The organism is Bacillus sp. FJAT-27445, from assembly GCF_001510665.1.
GTDB lineage: Bacteria > Bacillota > Bacilli > Bacillales > Cytobacillaceae > Bacillus_D.
Genome location: NZ_LMTI01000003.1, coordinates 57,199 through 76,295, shown reverse-complemented (window position 1 = coordinate 76,295; position 19,097 = coordinate 57,199). Strand labels below are relative to the sequence as shown.

Here is a 19,097-nt window from a genome sequence, read left to right as displayed (position 1 = left end):
ACCTTTCGCCCAAAAAGGACCCTCTCTATCATTCGGGCTGGATGAACGAAAAAAGCCAGGTAAATATTTTTCTGAAAAAACGTTTACATTACTTATAATTGAAACTATAATACTTGTATACAAGTGTACTTGTTTGATTAACAGGAGGTTACTGTATGGTAGAATCCAGGGAAAACCTATATCCCGAAAAATGGCTGTCAAAAGCATCGACCGGGGATCGAATCGCATACGAACTCAGGATGAGGATTATTTCAGGAATGATTGAAAGCGGTGCCACTCTTTCGGAGAACAAACTAGCGGCTGACTTTTCCGTTAGCCGATCACCTGTCCGTGATGCGATAAAAATATTGGCATCCGAAAATATAATTAAGTTAGAAAGAATGGGCGCAGTAGTCCGTGGCTTAACGGATAAGGAAATTGAGGAAATTTATGATGTTCGCCTGCTCATTGAAACCTTTGTTTTCGAACGTCTTGTCAGAAGGGACGTTAGCGGTTTAGTAAAAGAACTCAGTAAAATTTTTGAAATGATGAAGGTTGCCATCAAATATCATGATGCGGATGAATTTGCCTATCAGGATGTTTTATTTCATGAAACGATCATTCGGGCCGTTAATCATTCCCACATCCTAATGATTTGGAATAATTTAAAACCTGTTATGGAAAGCTTGATTCTTCTATCAATGCGCATGCGATTCAAGGAAAAGTACGATGATTTTGAACGGATTTTAAAAAACCATCAACTATATATTGAAGCCATCCAAACGAAAGACCGGAACCTTATGATTAAGTCCTTGCACCAAAATTTTGACGATGTACAAGGCAAAGTTGAAGACCTTTGGATGTCACAACAAATCCTTTCAAAAGGAGTGGAACAAGAAAATGACTAACTTTATGTTAGGGATTGATATTGGTACCACCAGTACAAAAGCGGTTTTATTTAGTGAAAAAGGCAAGGTCATTCAACAGGAGAATATTGGCTACCCTCTTTACACACCTGATATCTCAACAGCTGAACAAGACCCGGAAGAAATATACCGGGCAGTTTTGCAAGCGATTTCGAATATTAGAAACCAACATGCTGAAAAAAAACTAATGTTTATTTCATTTAGCAGTGCGATGCATAGCGTCATTGCTATGGACAAAAACGACCAGCCACTGACTCCATGTATCACGTGGGCAGATAACCGCAGCGAAGCGTGGGCTCATAAAATTAAAAATGAGCTGAATGGCCATGAAGTTTATAAGCGAACCGGGACCCCCATTCACCCTATGTCGCCATTGGCCAAAATCGCCTGGATTGTGAATGACCGTCCGGAAATCGCTGCCAAAACGAAAAAGTATATCGGGATTAAAGAATTTGTTTTTAAAAAATTCTTTGGTCAATATGTTGTCGATTACTCCCTTGCTTCAGCCATGGGAATGATGAATCTTCATACCTTGGATTGGGATGAAGAGGCATTAGCGATTGCAGGGATTTCAAGAGCTCAATTATCCGAACTCGTGCCGACAACAAAAACATTTGCCAATTGCAACCCAGAATTAGCAAGCCAAATCGGTCTTGATCCAGAGACCCCGTTTGTCATTGGAGCCAGTGATGGCGTCCTTTCGAATCTGGGGGTAAATGCGATACGAAAAGGTGAAATTGCTGTCACCATTGGGACAAGCGGCGCCATTCGAACAATTATCGACAAGCCACAAACAGATGAAAAAGGAAGAATATTTTGTTATGCATTAACGGAAAAGCATTGGGTCATTGGCGGGCCGGTAAATAATGGCGGGATGGTCTTGCGGTGGATTCGCGATGAATTTGCTTCCGCGGAAGTAGAGACAGCGAAAAGATTAGGGATTGACCCATACGAAGTTTTAACAAAAATCGCCGCAGGTGTAAGGCCTGGCGCTGACGGATTATTATTTCATCCATATTTAGCGGGTGAACGGGCGCCTATGTGGAATCCGGATGTACGCGGATCCTTTTTCGGCTTAACGATGTCCCATAAAAAAGAACATATGGTTCGTGCTGCCCTCGAGGGCGTCATATACAATTTATACACAGTATTTCTCGCTCTGACTGAATGTATGGATGGGCCTGTCACCCGCATTCAAGCAACCGGTGGCTTCGCAAGGTCAGAGGTCTGGCGGCAAATGATGTCGGATATCTTTGAATCTGAAGTAGTAGTGCCGGAAAGCTATGAAAGCTCGTGTCTTGGCGCTTGTATTTTAGGGTTATTTTCAATAGGAGAAATTGAATCCTTTGAAATAGTTTCTGAAATGATTGGCAGCACGTACAAACATACGCCGAAAGGAGATGCCGTTAAAGAGTACAGGGAATTACTGCCTATTTTTATCGACTTATCCCGAGTATTAACAGAAGACTATTCACGGATTGCAAAGTATCAAAGAGGTTTGACAACTAGATAACGTTTAGGAGGAAATACAATGCCATTACTCATTGTAGCAATTGGAATTTTAGCATTACTACTATTAATTATGGGCCTAAAGTTAAACACCTTTATTTCGTTAATCATTGTATCGTTTGGCGTTGCCTTGGCACTTGGCATGCCGCTCGGCGAGATCGTCAAAACAATTGAAGCCGGCCTCGGTGGAACACTTGGGCATTTGGCGTTAATTTTTGGACTTGGAGCCATGTTGGGTAAGCTGATTGCCGATTCGGGTGGCGCTCAACGGATTGCCATGACTCTCGTGAACAAATTCGGTGAGAAAAATATTCAATGGGCAGTCGTCGCAGCATCTTTCATCATCGGCGTAGCATTATTCTTTGAAGTAGGTTTAGTACTATTAATCCCTATCGTTTTTGCTATTTCAAAACAATTAAGGGTTTCAATTCTATATCTCGGTATTCCAATGACGGCTGCATTATCCGTCACACACGGTTTCCTTCCTCCCCACCCAGGACCGACTGTTATTGCTGGGGAATATGGAGCAGATATTGGAGAAGTATTGCTTTACGGATTTATTATCGCCATTCCAACAGTCCTGATCGCCGGACCGATATTTACGAAGCTTGCTAAAAAGCTTGTTCCTGCATCCTTTACGAAAACAGGTAATATCGCCTCTTTAGGTGAGCAAAAATCGTTTAAATTGGAAGATACACCTGGATTTGGCATCAGTGTATTCACTGCTATCCTTCCTGTTATTTTAATGTCCATTGCCACCATTATTACACTGCTTCAGAAAACAATGGGAATTGAAGACAATGCCTTGCTGGCAGCCATCCGTTTTATCGGTGATGCCGGTACTGCCATGCTGATCTCCTTATTAGTTGCTGTCTACACGATGGGAATTGCACGAAAAATTCCAATCAAGACCGTAATGGATTCATGTACAACAGCGATTTCACATATCGGTATGATGCTCCTGATTATCGGGGGCGGCGGAGCATTCAAACAAGTATTGATCAATGGAGGCGTAGGAGACTATGTTGCGGAATTGTTCAAAGGAACTTCCCTGTCTCCAATCCTGCTTGCCTGGATTATTGCCGCCATCTTAAGGATTTCCCTGGGATCTGCCACTGTCGCAGCCTTAACCACTGCAGGATTGGTTATCCCAATGCTTGGACAATCCGATGTAAATCTTGCTTTAGTAGTTCTAGCAACTGGCGCTGGTAGTTTAATAGCTTCCCACGTTAACGATGCCGGCTTCTGGATGTTTAAAGAGTATTTTGGCTTAAGCATGAAAGAAACCTTTGCCACATGGACATTGCTTGAGACCATCATTTCAGTTGCGGGATTAGGATTTGTTTTATTATTAAGCTTAATCGTGTAAAGCTCGACTTCCATTTTCACGCTGGCTCATACCAATACATAATTTTTTTAAAATTGCTGGGCTAGCCGAGGCAGTATATCCCCCTTTTTTATCGGGATATACTGCCTATTAATCTGTTAAAAGGAGTTGCCATCAATGTTGAATACAATTGGGGTTATTGGATTAGGGGTCATGGGCCGGAATATCGCTTTAAATATGGCCAGTAAAGGAGAACAGGTTGCGGTTTACAATTACACAAGGGATTTAACCGATCAGCTCGTCCAAAAAAGCAGTGGGCAGGCTATCCATCCCTACTATGAAATTCAAGATTTTGTCCAATCGTTAGAAACACCCAGGAAAATCTTTCTTATGGTCACAGCTGGCGGCCCGATTGATTCGGTCATTCGTTCATTGGTTCCGTATCTTGAAGCGGGCGACTTCATCATGGACGGCGGTAACTCCCATTATGAAGATACAGCAAGGAGATATGAGGAGTTGAAGCAAAAGGAAATCGGTTATTTAGGGGTAGGGATTTCTGGTGGGGAAACCGGAGCATTAACAGGCCCTTCCATTATGCCGGGTGGTGATAAGGATATATATGAAAAGGCCGCCCCGATTCTGACAAAAATAGCAGCCCAAGTAGATAATGAACCTTGTTGTACATATATTGGCCCAAAAGGAGCGGGACATTTTGTAAAAATGGTCCATAATGGCATCGAGTATGCGGATATGCAGCTGATTGCCGAGGCCTATACGTTTTTAAGAGAGAAATTGGCTTTGCCCGTAGAGGAAATCGCCGACATTTTCGAGTCATGGAATCAAGGTGAACTTAAAAGCTACTTAATCGAAATTACGGCGGAGATTTTAAGAAAAAAAGACGATCATACAGGCTTGCCGCTAATCGATGTGATTCTTGATAAGGCTGGCCAAAAGGGAACAGGTAAATGGACGAGCCTACAAGCCATTGATAACGGAATCCCCGTTTCCATCATTACGGAATCTTTGTTTGCCCGTTACTTATCCGCTTTAAAAGAGGAAAGAGTGAAGGCGGGAACAATTTTAACCGGCCCGGAATGGAATGGACAAGAGTTAGATAAAAAAGAATGGACGGAATATGTAAGGCAAGCGTTATACATGGGGAAGGTTTGCGCCTATGCCCAAGGTTTTACGCAATATAAAATGACCTCGGAGCAATATGGCTGGGACTTGCCTCTAAAGGAGATTGCCCTTATCTTCCGTGGTGGCTGCATCATTCGCGCTGAATTTCTAAACGTAATCAGCGAAATATATGGTGAGCAGCCGGATTTGGCAAATTTATTAATTGCCCCCTATTTCACGGAAAAAGTGAAAGAATATCAAATGAGCCTTCGAAAAATAGTCTGCGAGGGTATTGCTTCCGGAATTTCGTTCCCATGTTTAAGTGCATCTCTTACCTATTACGACAGCTACCGGACAAGTATATCAAACGCCAACCTCCTGCAGGCACAGCGGGATTATTTTGGCGCCCACACCTATGAACGGCTTGATATGGACGGAGTGTTTCACAACGACTGGCAGTGACTATGGATTTCAGACGATAAACGTAAATCCTTTTTAACTAAAAGAGATTGATATGATATTCCCTACTAAAATAAAAATCTTCCTGAGTGTTTTATGGCTCAGGAAGATTTCTCATTAAACACCTTGTTTATGTTATAATAGTATAGTTATGCGTTGCAGCAAGGAGGTCTCATAATGAAAGTAAATAAAGGTATTTTATTTATATTAGTAGGTGCTTCATTTTTTGGATTTACACCGATTTTCGCCAAATTGGGGTTTGGCTTTGGCTACTCACTCGCACAAATCAATATCGTTCAAATGGTCATTTCCTCATTGTTATTATGGTCTTTTGCGCTAATTAAACGCTCCGGTTTCAAAGGGCTTAATAAGAAAAATGTTCTTCAAATAATGCTGACCGGTTGTTTTATCGGTTTAACAAGTATATTTTATTATGGTTCAATGCAATATCTGCCCGCTTCATTGGCCATCATTTTAATGTTCCAATTTGTTTGGATCGGAATTATGCTGGAATGGATTTTCAGCAAAATAAAACCTGCGCCTGTAACAGTTTTGTCCATCATTCTAATTTTAGTGGGAGTCGTTTTTGCGTCGAATATTATTAATGGAGACATACAGGGCCTTCCTGTTAAAGGTTTCGTTTTCGGCATTCTTTCCGCATTCACTTATGCGGGATTTATTTTTTCCAGTGGAAAGGTCGCTGTAAATGTGAATCCATGGACCCGAAGCGCTTTGATGGTAACAGGATCGACCATTTTAGTTTTTATCCTATTTATCCGTGAAGTCCCTTCTGTATTGCCATTGGAAGGAAACCTGTTAACTACCGCCGTTGGAGTTTCGTTATTTGGAGCAGTCCTTCCACCACTATTCTTCGCAGTGGGTGCACCTCTCGTTTCAGGAGGAATTGCAAATATAATAACATCTATTGAATTACCAATCGCAATCCTATCAGCCAGCATAATTTTGTCAGAGACAGTAACACCTCTTCAGTGGCTGGGCACGGCTATTATACTAGCAGCAATCGTAATAAACGAACTCGGTACTAACCTTTTCCGAATTAGGAAGCATTCTTAATGCCCTCACTTAAGACTGTAATCACACTCGATGAAATTCGAGCCTGATTACAGTCTTTCTTTTTATAGTAAAGTATTCGTTTATATGCAAAACTCGAATTGTAATATGCCTGGAAAAGGCCTTTCACCTTACCCATGAGCCATCGCATACTATAATGTACCTGTCACACATAGTCTTATAAACAAAAAACAAAGCCAGCTATTCTATTAAGGGGTTCGTTTTTGAAGTACAAAAACTTAATTCACATACAAATTAGCAGTCCAATTCGCAACTGAACTGGACTGCATCTTTTTGTTGATATATCAAGGTTTTACATGAATTTAGGGGGGGTAGCACTCGTATTCGCACCCCTTTTAGCAAGGTGACTAAAGTTATTTTCACCTTGCTAATTGCTATGCGAATTTGTGTGTTGAAAACGTCAAGCAGATTTCTGGATATTTATGTTAAAATTAAAGGAGAGCTTATTCAACATAAGAAGCAGTTTAGTTGCAGAGGACCTACTTTTATTTTGGAGGATTTTAGCCGATATTCGGCGAATAAGACTCAGTAGATTTAGAAGAACATTTATAAAGGGCAAATTATTCTGGGGAGTGTTTTTTTATGAAGGAATTATGGGAAAGGCTTGAACTATGGTTAAAGTCAAATTACCCTGAATTACTTGATTCATTAAATGATGGTGCTACGGATGAGATGCTCATTAATGCTGAGGAAAAAATGGGAATAAAATTTCCAAATGATTTTAAAGAGTCTATGAAAATACACAACGGTCAGAAAGGTAATTTTGATTACCCAGGTTTAATTGGTGGGTATGAGTTACTCAGTCTAGATAACATTGTAGAAGAATGGCAAGTGTGGACGAATCTTCTAAATGATGGTGAATTTAATGATTGGGACGAACTAATTTTTAATACAAATAAGGTTAAATCTGATCAGTGGTGGAGAACTAAATGGATACCTATTACCGCTAATGGTGGTGGAGACCATCACTGTTTAGACCTTGACCCAACAGAAAAAGGAAGTTTTGGTCAAGTCATAGAAATGTGGCACGATGACGAAAATAGAGAGTTAGTTGGGGATAGTTTTAAACAATGTTTTTGTATTATTGTTGAGAATTTAGAGAACGGGACATATTACATTGAAGATAATGATGGTGATCTAGAGTTTAGTTTTTGGGGGTTTAATAGAGATATTACATAGAAATCCAAAGAAACTGAATATTGAATTAACGGGTGCTTATGTTTAACAACGCACTACTACTAAAAAATCTCAGAACCTAATGGCTCTGAGATTTTTTGCGTGCTAATTTTACTGCTAAAGTGTTTGCTAATTCCGTGGCGAATTACTGTGTGAATAGCCACTGTAAATTCGAATTTTGTACTTCAAAACCGAACCCGTTGCTATACTATTAGCTGGCTTAATCTCCTATTCAATGCTCTATTTGTTCAAGTATGCCCAGGCGTATTGGGCATAAAGCTCGGCACCAGTTGCGAGGGCATCTTCATCGACGTTGAATTTGCCGTGGTGGTGAGCCCATTGTGTGTCTTTTTCCGGGTTACCACTGCCTACGAGGGCAAAGCTTCCCGGTGCCTTCATAATGTATTCGCTGAAGTCTTCGCCGCCCATTGTTGGCTTTTCATGATAGATGACCTCTGCGCCAAATGCTTCGGCGGCTGTTTTTTGAACGAGTTTTGCACTGTATTCATCGTTAATGACCGCCTGTGTGCCGCGGGTATAGTCTACCTTCGCTGTTGCTCCGTAAGTCGCTGCCACTTGATCCGCATAGTTCTGCAGCTGCTGCTCGATATGGTCCCTCACCGCTGGATCGAAGCAGCGTACAGTTCCCTCTATTACCGCGTTTTCAGCAATGACGTTGAACCGTGTCCCAACGACCATTTTCCCTACAGTCAAAACAGCCGGCTGTAGCGGGTCAATCGTCCGCGAAACAACCGATTGAACATTCAACACGAATGACGACGCAACAATCGCTGCATCAACACAAGCATGAGGCATCGCCCCGTGGCCGCCCCTGCCTTTAAAGGTGACTGTGAAAAGGTCCGCTGACGCAAAGGATGGCCCTGGTGTACAAGAAACTGTTCCGGTCGGCAGCTGTGACCAAATATGGATGCCGAAAACATTGTCCACTCCGTCCATTGCTCCCTGTTCCACCATGACTTTTGCTCCCGCCGCTACTTCCTCGGCTGGTTGGAAAATCAAACGGATTTTTCCAGGCAATTCTTCTTTTATATCATTCAATGATTTAGCGGCAATTAGCAGCATCGCAGTATGGGCATCATGTCCACATGCATGCATTTTTCCTTCCTCTTTTGATGCATATGAAAGGTCCGTATTTAATTCTTCAACCGTCAAGGCATCCATATCCGCTCGCAAAGCAACAGTTTTCCCTTTCTTTCCGCCTTCAATGGTTGCTATAACCCCTGTTGGTTCCGTCCTATGGTAAGGAATCCCCAGATTCTCAAGGTACTTACAAACAAAGGCTGTTGTCTCATATTCCTCAAAAGATAATTCCGGTTCACTGTGAAACTTTCTGCGCAACTCGATTAGTTCGTCATTGTACGATTGAATCGCTTGTTTTAATTTTGCATGGATCATGTCTATTCTGCCTCCGTTAATGTCTTTGCTGTTTCGTATAAAATCTCTGTAGCCTTTGCAATATCTCCGGCGTCCGACCATTCTTCTGGACAATGGCTGAGGCCGTCCTTGCTTGGAATGAACAACATGGCCACATCCGTTACATCAGACAGAACCATTGCATCATGGCCTGCACCGCTATTTAACGAACAGTACGGTAGGTACAATTCACGGCATTTCTCTTTTAAAAGGGAAAGGATTTCTTTATTCATTTCCTTTGGCGGCATAAATAATTGCTTATGGACAGCTGTCTTAATTCCATTTCCATTAAAGGATTCAATCCATTCAATGACTTTCTTGATCGTTTCAAGGACGCGCTCTTCTAATCCTGACCGTATATCAACCGTGAATACGATCCTTTCAGGTATCACATTTGCCCCGTTTGGCCAAACATTCATGCGGCCGGTAGTGATAACGGTTCCTTCCCCTACATCACCTGCGATTTCCGGGAACCGCGCAATTATAGTGGCTGCCGCAACTAACGCATCGGCACGGCGATCCATTGGGGTGGTGCCCGCATGTCCTGCCCGCCCCTCAACCGTTACTTCTAATTGAGTTAATCCGACAATGGCTTCCACCATTCCGATTGGAATGCCCTTTTCCTCGAGGATCGGTCCTTGTTCAATATGCAATTCCAGGAAAGCTTTTATCGTTTTTGGGTCTCTTTTTTTCGGAAGAGATGGGTCGAGACGAATTTGCCTCATTGCTTCCGCGGCTGTTACCCCATCCTTATCTTTTAGACTAGTAAATTCTTCGTCAGTCAATAGGCCAACTATCCCTCTTGATCCCATCAGGCCGCCGCCAAATCTGGTACCCTCTTCTTCTACCATGGCAACCACTTCTAACGGATAGTTGGGTATAAGGTTATTTTTTATGAAAAGGCCAGCGACTTCGAGTGCGGCCACCACTCCTGCAGGGCCGTCGTATGATCCGCCGTTTGGTACCGAATCAAAATGAGAACCGATTAGAACACTGGGTGCATCTTTTAATGTGCCTTCCAGCCTGCCAAAAATATTCCCCAGGCCATCTTCCCTAACCTCCAGCCCGTAATGACCCATTTTTTCTTTAATATAATTTCTCGCCTGCAAATCCTCTTTGCTATAAGTCAGCCGGGTTGTCCCTTTACCCGGTGTGGCGGTGAACTGACTTAAAGCCTCTATATGTTTTTCAATTCGTTCCTGTAAGCCAATCAATGTTTTTCCCTCCAATTATTTCAAGAATCCAACAAAGATGCCTGCCAGGATAACAGATACTATCGTAACTGTTATAAAACCACCCACAAGCATCGGCGGCAGCATATGGCTAGTAAGCATTTCCCTTTCTTTTTCATCATCCGTTAACGACTTAATAACTTCGTTGGTAATAATATAATCAGCCGGGAATCCATATAAGGCGGTTAGTGAAACAGCGAACGCCATATGTTTGCTCACTTTTAAAATTTTTCCGGCAATAAAGGAGAAAATATACATCCCGATTACAGCCAGAATAATTGTGCCTATCAGCGGATATAAAATCTCGAGCATCATACTAGGTGTCGCTTGTTTCAGGCCATCAAAAATAAACAGCATTAGTACCATTAGGGCTAGTCCAAATCCATTTGCTCTTTGTAATACCTGTTTTTCCAAAAACCCTGCACTTGAGGCGATAACTCCAAAGAGTAAACACAAAACGAACGGGCTGATGGAGACAACTGGTGCTGCTAAAGCCGAAACGAGATAGGCAAGATAAGCGACGAATGCCAGCCTAAAAAGCTTAAAGAAATCTGTGTTGTATTTTTCTGGCAAGTTTTTAAAAAGTTTAAGCTCCGGTTGGGCTATCGCAGAAGCGGACGTGGCCTCTGATTGTCCATTTCCCGGTTCCTTAATAGCCGTAATTTCTCCACTGCGATGCAGTTTTAACAGCCTTTTCCCCTCTTTTTTCAATACAATGGAAGTGATTGGATAACCGGCAAATCCCTGTACAACATAGATGACAATGGCAAATACGGAAAGGGAGATAAGACCGGCTTCCTTTGCACCTTCCGACATAATCAAGGCGGATACGATTCCACCCACTAATGGAGGTATCGCCACAATCACCGTCTCAAATCCGAAAATAGCACTTCCGATCGTAAATAAAATGGCAATAATTCCAAGGATTCCAAACAAAGCGATTACGATGGTTTTCCATTGGTTTTTCAATTCATTTAAGGATAATAATGTACCCATATTAGTAATGAGCAAATACATCATCATGGTTGCAACAACTGGCGGTACACCAGCTATAGATACGATGTCTTTCGGAAAAAACGTCCAAAAACCAGCGAGAAATAGAACGGCACAAACAAACATGGACGGAACCCATGCTTTCGTTCGTACGGCAACTAAGTCTCCAATAAATAGAATTCCTACAATAATAACAAGTGCCAGCATTTGTGACATAAGACCACTTCGCTTTCTCTAAGAGGTTAGTAATATTATTTAGTCTTACGAAAAATAATGTAATAGTAGAATAATATTATAATTATACTGTTCAGTCAATTTTAAATTTTTCCACTCTTGATGGTAAACTTCTAACTAAACTTCATTTTTTAAAAATAAGAAAATTATTATTCTTTTTGCATTTTCTTCAAAAACGTTGTGTTTACTCGTTCTTCGTGAATGGTTTGTTTAAGGATGTTTATTAAACCATACCGAAATCCAGTTTCCGGTACCTTTGTAAGAAGGTCTCACCTTTTACATCGGGTTTGATGCTTCTAACTCAAATGATTTCCCCTACACATATGCAACTAAATAAATTGTCGAGAACTTCTTCTTGTTCTTTGTAAGGTAAATGTTATAACTTTATTAAGAACAAACACAATGTTCTAACTATTATTTTGGAGGGGAATTGTAAAAATGAAGAAGTTATTTGCAGGTTTGTTTCTCATTTTGTCCCTGGTAGTTGTTTTTTCTGTTAGTGCTTCCACACCTTCACCAAAGGTAGAAATCAATGGAGTTAAAGTTTATTCGCCTTATAACTATCAGAAAAAAGGTGAGGTTTTTGTAGATGTTGAAGCGTTTTTCGGTACATTGAATCAGGCCTATTCAATCAATCATTCTAAAAAAACCGTCGCATTTGAAAATAAAACAATCAATATTTACAACTTTAAGGAAGGCTATGTTGCTTCATTTGATGAACTTGCTAATTTAGTCGATAAGGCTGGTTATACAACAAGGGTAACTAAAAATGAAGATGGTTCCGTTTATTTATTGGTCTTGCCTAAGGGCGTGATTCAACTTACGCCAAGTGTACCAAAAATGGGGGAACACTGGGCTATCCCATCTACCATGCCATTGGGGCCAATTTACGGGGTTGAAAAAGGAAAACTGGTGTTTATCGAACAAATGCCAGCACAGGAGATGTTTACCAAAGGGGAAAGTATAGTTGATTTAGATGGTATGAAAGGACTGCCTTCACCTTCAATTAATCATACAAATATTGAATTTCAAGAACACGGCCATGAAGGATATGAAGTTCATCACTACGATATCCATCATTATTTCATAACACCAGAAGAACGAGACGCTATTGCAGGTGATATTCCACATTAATAGTAATAAAATCCTGGGGATTTCTTAATCGGATTAAAACTGAAAAAGGATATTTTGTCCCATAATGGTGGCAGATATCCTTTTTTCTTGGCATGTAGTACCTATGTAAACTTCAAAAATACAGTCCTTGGCAGTCGATGAAATGAAAAGCGGAATCTTTACATGGGTAGATTAAATAATCCCTCTCAGAATCTTTCAAGCAAACACTCCTCCGGCGGAAATTCAATGAATCCCTCAATACTTGGCTGCCTTAGCGCTCCACCTTCTGTCCATTCGGCAAATTTGATCTTTACTGTTTTTTCAGGGATTACCCAGATGGCATGCCCATGGCGCTGCGGGATTTTATTGAAAGGGAACTGCTCGGTTACGAGTTCTTTTAATTCTCGTGTTAGCTCTTTCCAGTCGCCCACTGTCATTTTTCCCGTCCCGGTGTGCCCCACATAATGCAGGCTTCCTTTAGAATCATATAACCCAAGCAAAATTGAATTAAGTGCAGGAAAATATGAAATCTCAAAAAGGAATTAAAAAAGGCAGTGGGCCACTGCCTTTTGCAATAATTAACATGATTAACATGTAAAAGCACCGCTGGACACAGGGATTTTTTTAATACCCATTTACAAAGTACTCAATTGTTTCTCTTTCATCATCTGTAAGTTCCCTATTTACGTACATTTCGTATTCATTGATGATTTTCTGTTTATCTCCGCCGCAAATCTGTGTATATTTCGCAATCGTTCTAAGCTTGGCTACTTCCTGATTAAACTCTTCTTTTGAGATAGGTTGTTGATGCGAAGGTATATAAGTATCTGCATCAAATGATTCCAATTCATCCAATAGCCGCAGTGTTTCCCTGATTGTATAGTTTACTTTTTCGGCATACATATTTGGATAAATGCAATCAGCAAGAAAGAGAATCTTTTCTTCTTTGATATAGACGATTGCTGAATCTGCAGCGTGATCGCCTCCAACGTATTGCACGATGCAAGTTACCCCTCCAAGGTCAATTTCCACCCGTTTTTCAAAAGTTACATCCGGCAAAACAATCGTGATATCCCGGTGATTTTTGTATTCCTCTTTAATTGCCTTCGCGCAAAATTCAATTTCTATTCCTTCTTTCACTCGCGCATCCAGTGCCTCGTCTGACCAAGAAAACGGGATTAGCTTCTCCATTTCTTTTTTTGTTTCTTTGGAAGCAATAGAAACTGTATTAGGTAACGCTGAAAGACCAAAGATATGATCCCAATGCCAATGAGTCAGGACGACTATATCAGGATTCGGGACCCCCCTCTTTAAAAGTTCATTCACAAAATAATCGGCATGGTCTTCCGAGTTGCCTGCATCAATCATTAAAGTTTTTTTATTGCCCACCACCATCCCTAAAATGGGCCGGTCGGTCACCGATATTGGAGTGATATACCAAAAACTCTTCCCTAATTTATTTATTGAGTGCATAAAGGGCTGCCACCTTTCTTTTATACTATTTTAAGTCGAACACCGGTTGTTTACACATACGGAATTTTTTCAAAACTGCTCTATTTGCGGAACGGTGAAATGATTTGGGTTTTACCCGCCACTACTCATGGAAAGAATAAGGATAATCTCTCTTGTAAACCTTCCAAGACTTCTTCCGGTACTGCCCTAACCTTGATATCTCTACCCAGGAAAAGCAGCCAATTTGTTATCTCGGTCAATTCTTCTGAATTATTGACATTGATAAAAGTCCTTAAAATGGCTGTTGTCTGGAAAGGATTTGTATAGGAAATTGAAACTTTTAAAGGATGGTATTTTTTGACTTGGGCTATCGCCTTTGGACCAAGTTCAAGGACTAGGTTGATTGCTTCTTCCTGCTTACTTAGTTTTTCTAAAATCTTTTTCTTACTCCATCTATTGTTGGCAGGGTATGGTTCAACATCGATGAGATTGTCGACAGAAAAAATTTTACCCTTTTCTTCTTTAAAGTCAAAGCCTTCAATCAGCCAAAGGCTTTTCTCACGATAAAGGTGCAAGAGATAAATCTGATAAGACTTTATTTCCATCTCTTCTTTAATGGAAATCAATAAATGGCTATCCAAAAGAAGGGTTTGGATGAGTTTTTCTAACATAGGGTGAGGGAGGTCTGACAGATCAAGCAGGTCGGGATTATGGGGATTGGTGCCCTCAAAGAGCAAGATTTGATTTAAAAGGACAAGGTCATCCTGCTGGTTTTCTGAGATTAGACCTAGTAATTTTTCAGCTAAAGACTGGCGGCTCTTTAGATATGGGAGTTGTTGATTCCTTGTGGCCATAAAGGCAATAAAAAGAGCTTTGACCTCATTATCGGTAAAACGGACAGTGGGAAGGACAGAGTTGTTCATGACAAAATAACCCCCATCCCTTCCAACTTCTGCGACAAGCGGCATCCCCATGGCTTCAATTTCCCTGACATCTCGAATAGCTGTCGAACGGGAGATGTTAAATTCCCGCATGATTTCAGAAATTGTAAAGTGAGCGCGGTTGTTGATATACCGCATGATGGTATTAATCCGTTCAACTTTTTTCATCGCGACTCCTAAACAGTATCATTTTTTGACATGATTTAAAGCTATTATAAATTCATCAAGTGAAAAGATAAATCATTTGATAAATTTTTTAAAAAGGAAGGTTTTGAACATGGCAGATTATAACATAGAAGAAAAAGATAGTTTTACCGTTTTAGGTATTGGAACTGAGCTTAAAAGTGATTACACCGACTATGCTGGCATTAACAAAGAAAAAGCAGACTTTTGGCGGGCTGTAAAAGAAGATGGAAGGCTTGACACTTTAAAAGCTCTAGCCACCAATGACTACGTTTTTACCGTTAACGAAGCGGTGAATAACAAGATGATGCATTATGCAGGCGTCATGACAGAGGCAACATTACCAGAAGCAACAAGGATCATCCAATTTCCAAAGGGGGAATACCTGGTTGTTAAAGGGGAAGCAAATACAGCTGAAGAATTGAGTAACACGCTCACAGGCATTGCCTTTGGCCAAGTTTTGCCAGAAGTAAATGATTATGCCTATGTTGGCGGGCCAAATGCTGCGGTTGAGATGGGGCAGCTAAACGGCATGGTATATGGTGAGTTCTGGATTCCTGTTGTCAGGAAATAAGGAGGGCTGGAGATTGTCCTATATCGTTGATTTTAAACATGTATCTATAGTCGGATTAGAGTCCTCACCTGTAGAAGAAGCACTTGCCGGTTTACGCGCGAATGAAGCCCGCTACTTTATGAACAAATACAAGCATGAATTCATGGTTGTACCAGCGAGTGAAAGTCAGGAAACCCTTGATTATGTGAACCGGATTTTGAAAGAAGAACGTGACATTGAATTTACGGCCAAGCCTTTAGAAACATCGCATTTTCAAGTGGAAAATATCAAAATTGCCTACGTCTTTTATGAAGATGGTCTTTCGGTCAACGTCATGTATACGGTTGATGACCCTAAGAAACGGGCTGTTGGCTTTAAGCTTTCCGAGGGAATGGAAGTACCAAAAGAGTTAGAAGGGAAGTTCAAGTTTGCAAGGCAGAAGTCTAAACTTGCTGGAACCATTCGGGGCTCGTATTTTGTCATTAAAGGAGAATATTAAATTAAGCGAAAGCCCTTGTGGAGGAATAGAAAAACTAGAACAAATATATATCGAGGCATTCAATAACAAAATAGCACCCCTCAGCCTCTCGTTGTCAATTGAGGCGTATAAAAAAAAGCGGTGAGCCCGCAGCCTCTGCGTATCACGCCGAGGCCCGCGGGCTCACCACCTTCGGGATGCACAGGCGACCCCTACCGGGTCGCCTGCGTCATCCCATGAGCAGGGGCCTACTTACGAGAGTTCCCCTTGCCTTTGTTGTCGTCCTTGCTGAGTTTGAAGTTCAGCGGGACATCCTTTTCTAACGGTGTGTCTGTTGAAGAACCACCGACATGCACGCGGTACTTTCCGTCAGCAGTTGCCCACTCGCCGTCAGCCCAGTTTGCAAGATTGTCCGGTTCTTCCGGAATGAAATAGGAGAACGGGTGGTTGGAGTCGGCATGGTTAATACGAACAGTCACCTGCTTGCTCTCACCAGGCTCAAGGTCAACCTTCTCGAAGTTGACAAGACGCTTTGTAGGCTGTCCTGCCTCATCCGGAAGTGTTAGGTAGACTTGTGCCGCTTCTTTACCGGCAACGTCACCAGTGTTCGTGATTGTGAAGGACACGTCAATACCAGACAGCGAGTCTTTTTTGCCATTGCCTTCACCACGGACCTTCTTCACCTTAAGATCGTCATACTCGAAAGTCGTGTACGACAGACCGTAACCGAATGGGAATACAGGCTTCACGTTGTTTGCTTCGTACCAGCGGTAACCCATCTCAAGACCTTCTGTGTATTGAGCGATTAGCTGATCGGACTTACCATCACCGTAAGGGCCTGGGCCACCTACCTTACCTGTATCTTGTCGAGTTCCAGGGTACTGTTCTTCAGTCGCGAATGCTGCTTCACGCTCAGTAGCTCCGAACGTCATTGGCAGCTTACCGGATGGATTAACCTTACCGTAGAGTAGGTTAGCGACGGCATTACCATCTTCCATACCTGGGTACCACGCTTGAAGAACTGCAGGTACCTTATCCAACCATGGCATAATTGACGTACCAGAAGTCTTCAGTACCACAACAGTATTCTCCGGGTTAGCTTCCATAACTGCGTCGATTACCGGCTCTTGCTCAGCCAAGCCCGATTTTAGGTTCAAGGCTGGGAATCCGAGGGTTTCACGGTCCACTGTCTCATGTGGGTTGTCGCCGACCATGAGAAGCACGACATCAGATTCAGCAGCTAACTTGGCTGCAGCTTTCGGGTCACTGCCATTGTTGTACGTCACTTTCGTGTTGTAGCCCAACTCTTTGATAACATTCTCTAATCCTTCTTGTGGTGTGACCGTATATGGAGTCACTACATAATCATTGTCGTCACGAACAGAGCGAGGTGACATCTTTGCCGCACCAGCGAACGTATCAATGCCGATCAACGCGATCGACTTTGGCTCACCGTCTAATGGTAGGAAGCCGTTGTCGTTCTTCAACAGCACGGAGCCTTCCTCGGCCATCTTCCGTGCGCTAGCGCCATTAGCCATCGGATCGACGATTTCCGGCATAAATTTATCGAAAGGCTTATCCATGTGGCCAAACTCGATCATCTTGATGTAACGTGGACGAAGTAGGTTGTCGATGTCGTCCTCAGTTACCGCACCTGAGTCGAGAGCCTCTTGGATCTTCTCTTGAGTGTAGTACTGTGGTGCCCAGTCGAGCTCGACATTCAAACCCGCTTTGATAGCAGACACTGTGTCGTGAATCGCACGACGGTCACTCATGACGTATCCGTCAAAGCCCCAGTTTTTCCGTAGGGCATCTTGTAGAAGTTCAGAACTGTCACATGCATAAGTACCGTTAACATCCGGGAATGAACACATCACGGAAGCTGGGTCAGCATCTCTGACGTTCATCTCGAATGGCAACATGTACAATTCGTTCATAGCTTGTGAAGGAACTTGGACACCCATCGTCCAACGCTCAGTTTCCTGTTCGTTGCCAGCCATGTGCTTTAGCTGGACTTGGACTCCCTGATCCTGGATACCTTTTGTTTGCTCGATCGCAAGGATACCAGTCAAATAAGGGTCCTCACTGAAGTACTCATAGTTCCGGCCACCGTACGGGTGACGGATAAGGTTCATACCTGGTCCGAGGAACACGTGATGCGCGAAAGCTCGTGTCTCCTCACCAAGAATTCGTCCTGCCTCATAGTTTAGCTCGCGGTCGAATGTCGCAGCCAAACCTGGGGTAGACGGAAGGCCAGTTGCCAATGGGTCATTGTGGCACGATCCGCCCTTAACACCCGTTCCACCGTTGGTCATACGTACTGTAGGGATACCGAATTCCTCGATCCCTTTGATTTGCCTGCCTGTGTCTTGAAATTCACACCCGGGAAGGGTACCTTGTGGTGCGAATTCACCGTTCATGTACTTACTAGTACCGCCCCTCTTGATGACGACCGAATCACCGGTATCGTTCTCATTGAAGCGTGAAATTGCGATTTGCTGGATCTTCTGTTCCATCGTCATCGCATCAAGAAGCAGCTCAGTGCGCTCTTCAGCAGAGAGCTTGGTGTTCATCCAGGGTTTAGCCCCTTCCGTTCCACCGTTCTCCGCATTAGCAGGAATTACTAATGAAGACAGTAAAATAAGTGCTGTCATAAAAATTAAATTAATTCGTTTTAACATCTAACTCTCTCTCCCTATATCCTATTTGTCTTTTATTTTTGATATAGCTTTTCATCACTCCCTCGCCACCGAATAAGTATATTAGTATAGAGAAAAACTATTACCTAAGTATGTATGGTTAATTGCAATATTGTTAAAAAAAGTCACACACTGTAATAATTTGGCTCATCTTCTCAATCAATTCCCTATACCAATAAGTATATTACTATAAAGAAA

16 protein-coding genes are annotated in these 19,097 nt (G+C 42.2%); 9 read left to right on the top strand and 7 right to left on the bottom strand.

Going from position 1 to position 19,097, the window contains the following annotated elements; translation table 11 throughout:
- The first annotated feature begins 155 nt into the window (after window positions 1–155).
- The 6 genes from AR337_RS08900 to AR337_RS08870 all read left to right on the top strand — a co-directional run bounded on the left by AR337_RS08900 (window position 156) and on the right by AR337_RS08870 (window position 7,590).
- Window positions 156–887, top strand: coding sequence for a GntR family transcriptional regulator (locus tag AR337_RS08900; RefSeq protein WP_059171666.1), 732 nt, complete (start codon window positions 156–158; stop codon window positions 885–887).
- The gene (gene gntK / locus AR337_RS08895; protein WP_059171665.1) at window positions 880–2,418 is read left to right on the top strand and encodes a gluconokinase; all 1,539 of its coding nucleotides are present in this window, start codon (window positions 880–882) and stop codon (window positions 2,416–2,418) included. Before AR337_RS08900 ends, gntK begins: the two co-directional genes overlap by 8 nt.
- 18 nt (window positions 2,419–2,436) lie before the next feature.
- Complete coding sequence (locus AR337_RS08890) at window positions 2,437–3,783, top strand: GntP family permease (RefSeq protein WP_059171664.1); 1,347 nt, start codon at window positions 2,437–2,439, stop codon at window positions 3,781–3,783.
- Window positions 3,784–3,918: 135 nt separating this feature from the next.
- Window positions 3,919–5,322 carry a decarboxylating NADP(+)-dependent phosphogluconate dehydrogenase gene (gene gnd / locus AR337_RS08885; protein ID WP_059171663.1) on the top strand — a complete coding sequence of 468 codons (1,404 nt, stop codon included), beginning with the start codon at window positions 3,919–3,921 and terminating at the stop codon, window positions 5,320–5,322.
- Window positions 5,323–5,496: 174 nt separating this feature from the next.
- Complete coding sequence (locus AR337_RS08880; protein ID WP_059171662.1) at window positions 5,497–6,393, top strand: DMT family transporter; 897 nt, start codon at window positions 5,497–5,499, stop codon at window positions 6,391–6,393.
- 600 nt (window positions 6,394–6,993) lie between these two features.
- Entirely contained in the window at window positions 6,994–7,590 is a 597-nt protein-coding gene (locus AR337_RS08870; protein WP_059171660.1) for an SMI1/KNR4 family protein, read from the top strand.
- Window positions 7,591–7,827: 237 nt separating this feature from the next.
- Here the strand turns inward: AR337_RS08870 and AR337_RS08865 are convergent, their stop codons facing one another.
- The 3 genes from AR337_RS08865 to AR337_RS08855 are packed head-to-tail and all read right to left on the bottom strand — an operon-like array spanning window position 7,828 to window position 11,462.
- Window positions 7,828–9,003, bottom strand: coding sequence for a M20 family metallopeptidase (locus AR337_RS08865; protein WP_059171659.1), 1,176 nt, complete (start codon window positions 9,001–9,003; stop codon window positions 7,828–7,830).
- 2 nt (window positions 9,004–9,005) lie between these two features.
- Entirely contained in the window at window positions 9,006–10,235 is a 1,230-nt protein-coding gene (locus AR337_RS08860; protein WP_156424349.1) for a Zn-dependent hydrolase, read from the bottom strand.
- Between the two features lie 15 nt (window positions 10,236–10,250).
- Complete coding sequence (locus tag AR337_RS08855) at window positions 10,251–11,462, bottom strand: hypothetical protein (RefSeq protein WP_059171657.1); 1,212 nt, start codon at window positions 11,460–11,462, stop codon at window positions 10,251–10,253.
- Between the two features lie 456 nt (window positions 11,463–11,918).
- Between AR337_RS08855 and AR337_RS23605 the strand changes: the two genes are divergently transcribed.
- Entirely contained in the window at window positions 11,919–12,614 is a 696-nt protein-coding gene (locus tag AR337_RS23605) for a hypothetical protein (RefSeq protein WP_216637369.1), read from the top strand.
- A gap of 185 nt (window positions 12,615–12,799) precedes the next feature.
- On the opposite strand, the gene AR337_RS08845 is transcribed toward AR337_RS23605, so the two are convergent.
- The 3 genes from AR337_RS08845 to AR337_RS08835 form a co-directional block, all read right to left on the bottom strand.
- Entirely contained in the window at window positions 12,800–13,093 is a 294-nt protein-coding gene (locus AR337_RS08845) for a hypothetical protein (protein ID WP_172797527.1), read from the bottom strand.
- Window positions 13,094–13,217: 124 nt separating this feature from the next.
- Window positions 13,218–14,066, bottom strand: coding sequence for an MBL fold metallo-hydrolase (locus AR337_RS08840; protein WP_059171655.1), 849 nt, complete (start codon window positions 14,064–14,066; stop codon window positions 13,218–13,220).
- A 125-nt stretch (window positions 14,067–14,191) separates the two neighbouring features.
- Entirely contained in the window at window positions 14,192–15,154 is a 963-nt protein-coding gene (locus AR337_RS08835; protein ID WP_059171654.1) for a YafY family protein, read from the bottom strand.
- A gap of 109 nt (window positions 15,155–15,263) precedes the next feature.
- Between AR337_RS08835 and AR337_RS08830 the strand changes: the two genes are divergently transcribed.
- Window positions 15,264–15,743, top strand: coding sequence for a GyrI-like domain-containing protein (locus AR337_RS08830; RefSeq protein WP_059171653.1), 480 nt, complete (start codon window positions 15,264–15,266; stop codon window positions 15,741–15,743).
- Window positions 15,744–15,756: 13 nt separating this feature from the next.
- Window positions 15,757–16,221 (top strand): hypothetical protein, encoded by a 465-nt coding sequence (locus AR337_RS08825; RefSeq protein WP_059171652.1) that lies wholly within the window; start codon window positions 15,757–15,759, stop codon window positions 16,219–16,221.
- A 227-nt stretch (window positions 16,222–16,448) separates the two neighbouring features.
- On the opposite strand, the gene AR337_RS08820 is transcribed toward AR337_RS08825, so the two are convergent.
- Window positions 16,449–18,881, bottom strand: coding sequence for a glycoside hydrolase family 3 protein (locus AR337_RS08820; RefSeq protein WP_059171651.1), 2,433 nt, complete (start codon window positions 18,879–18,881; stop codon window positions 16,449–16,451).
- Window positions 18,882–19,097 lie beyond the last annotated feature (216 nt).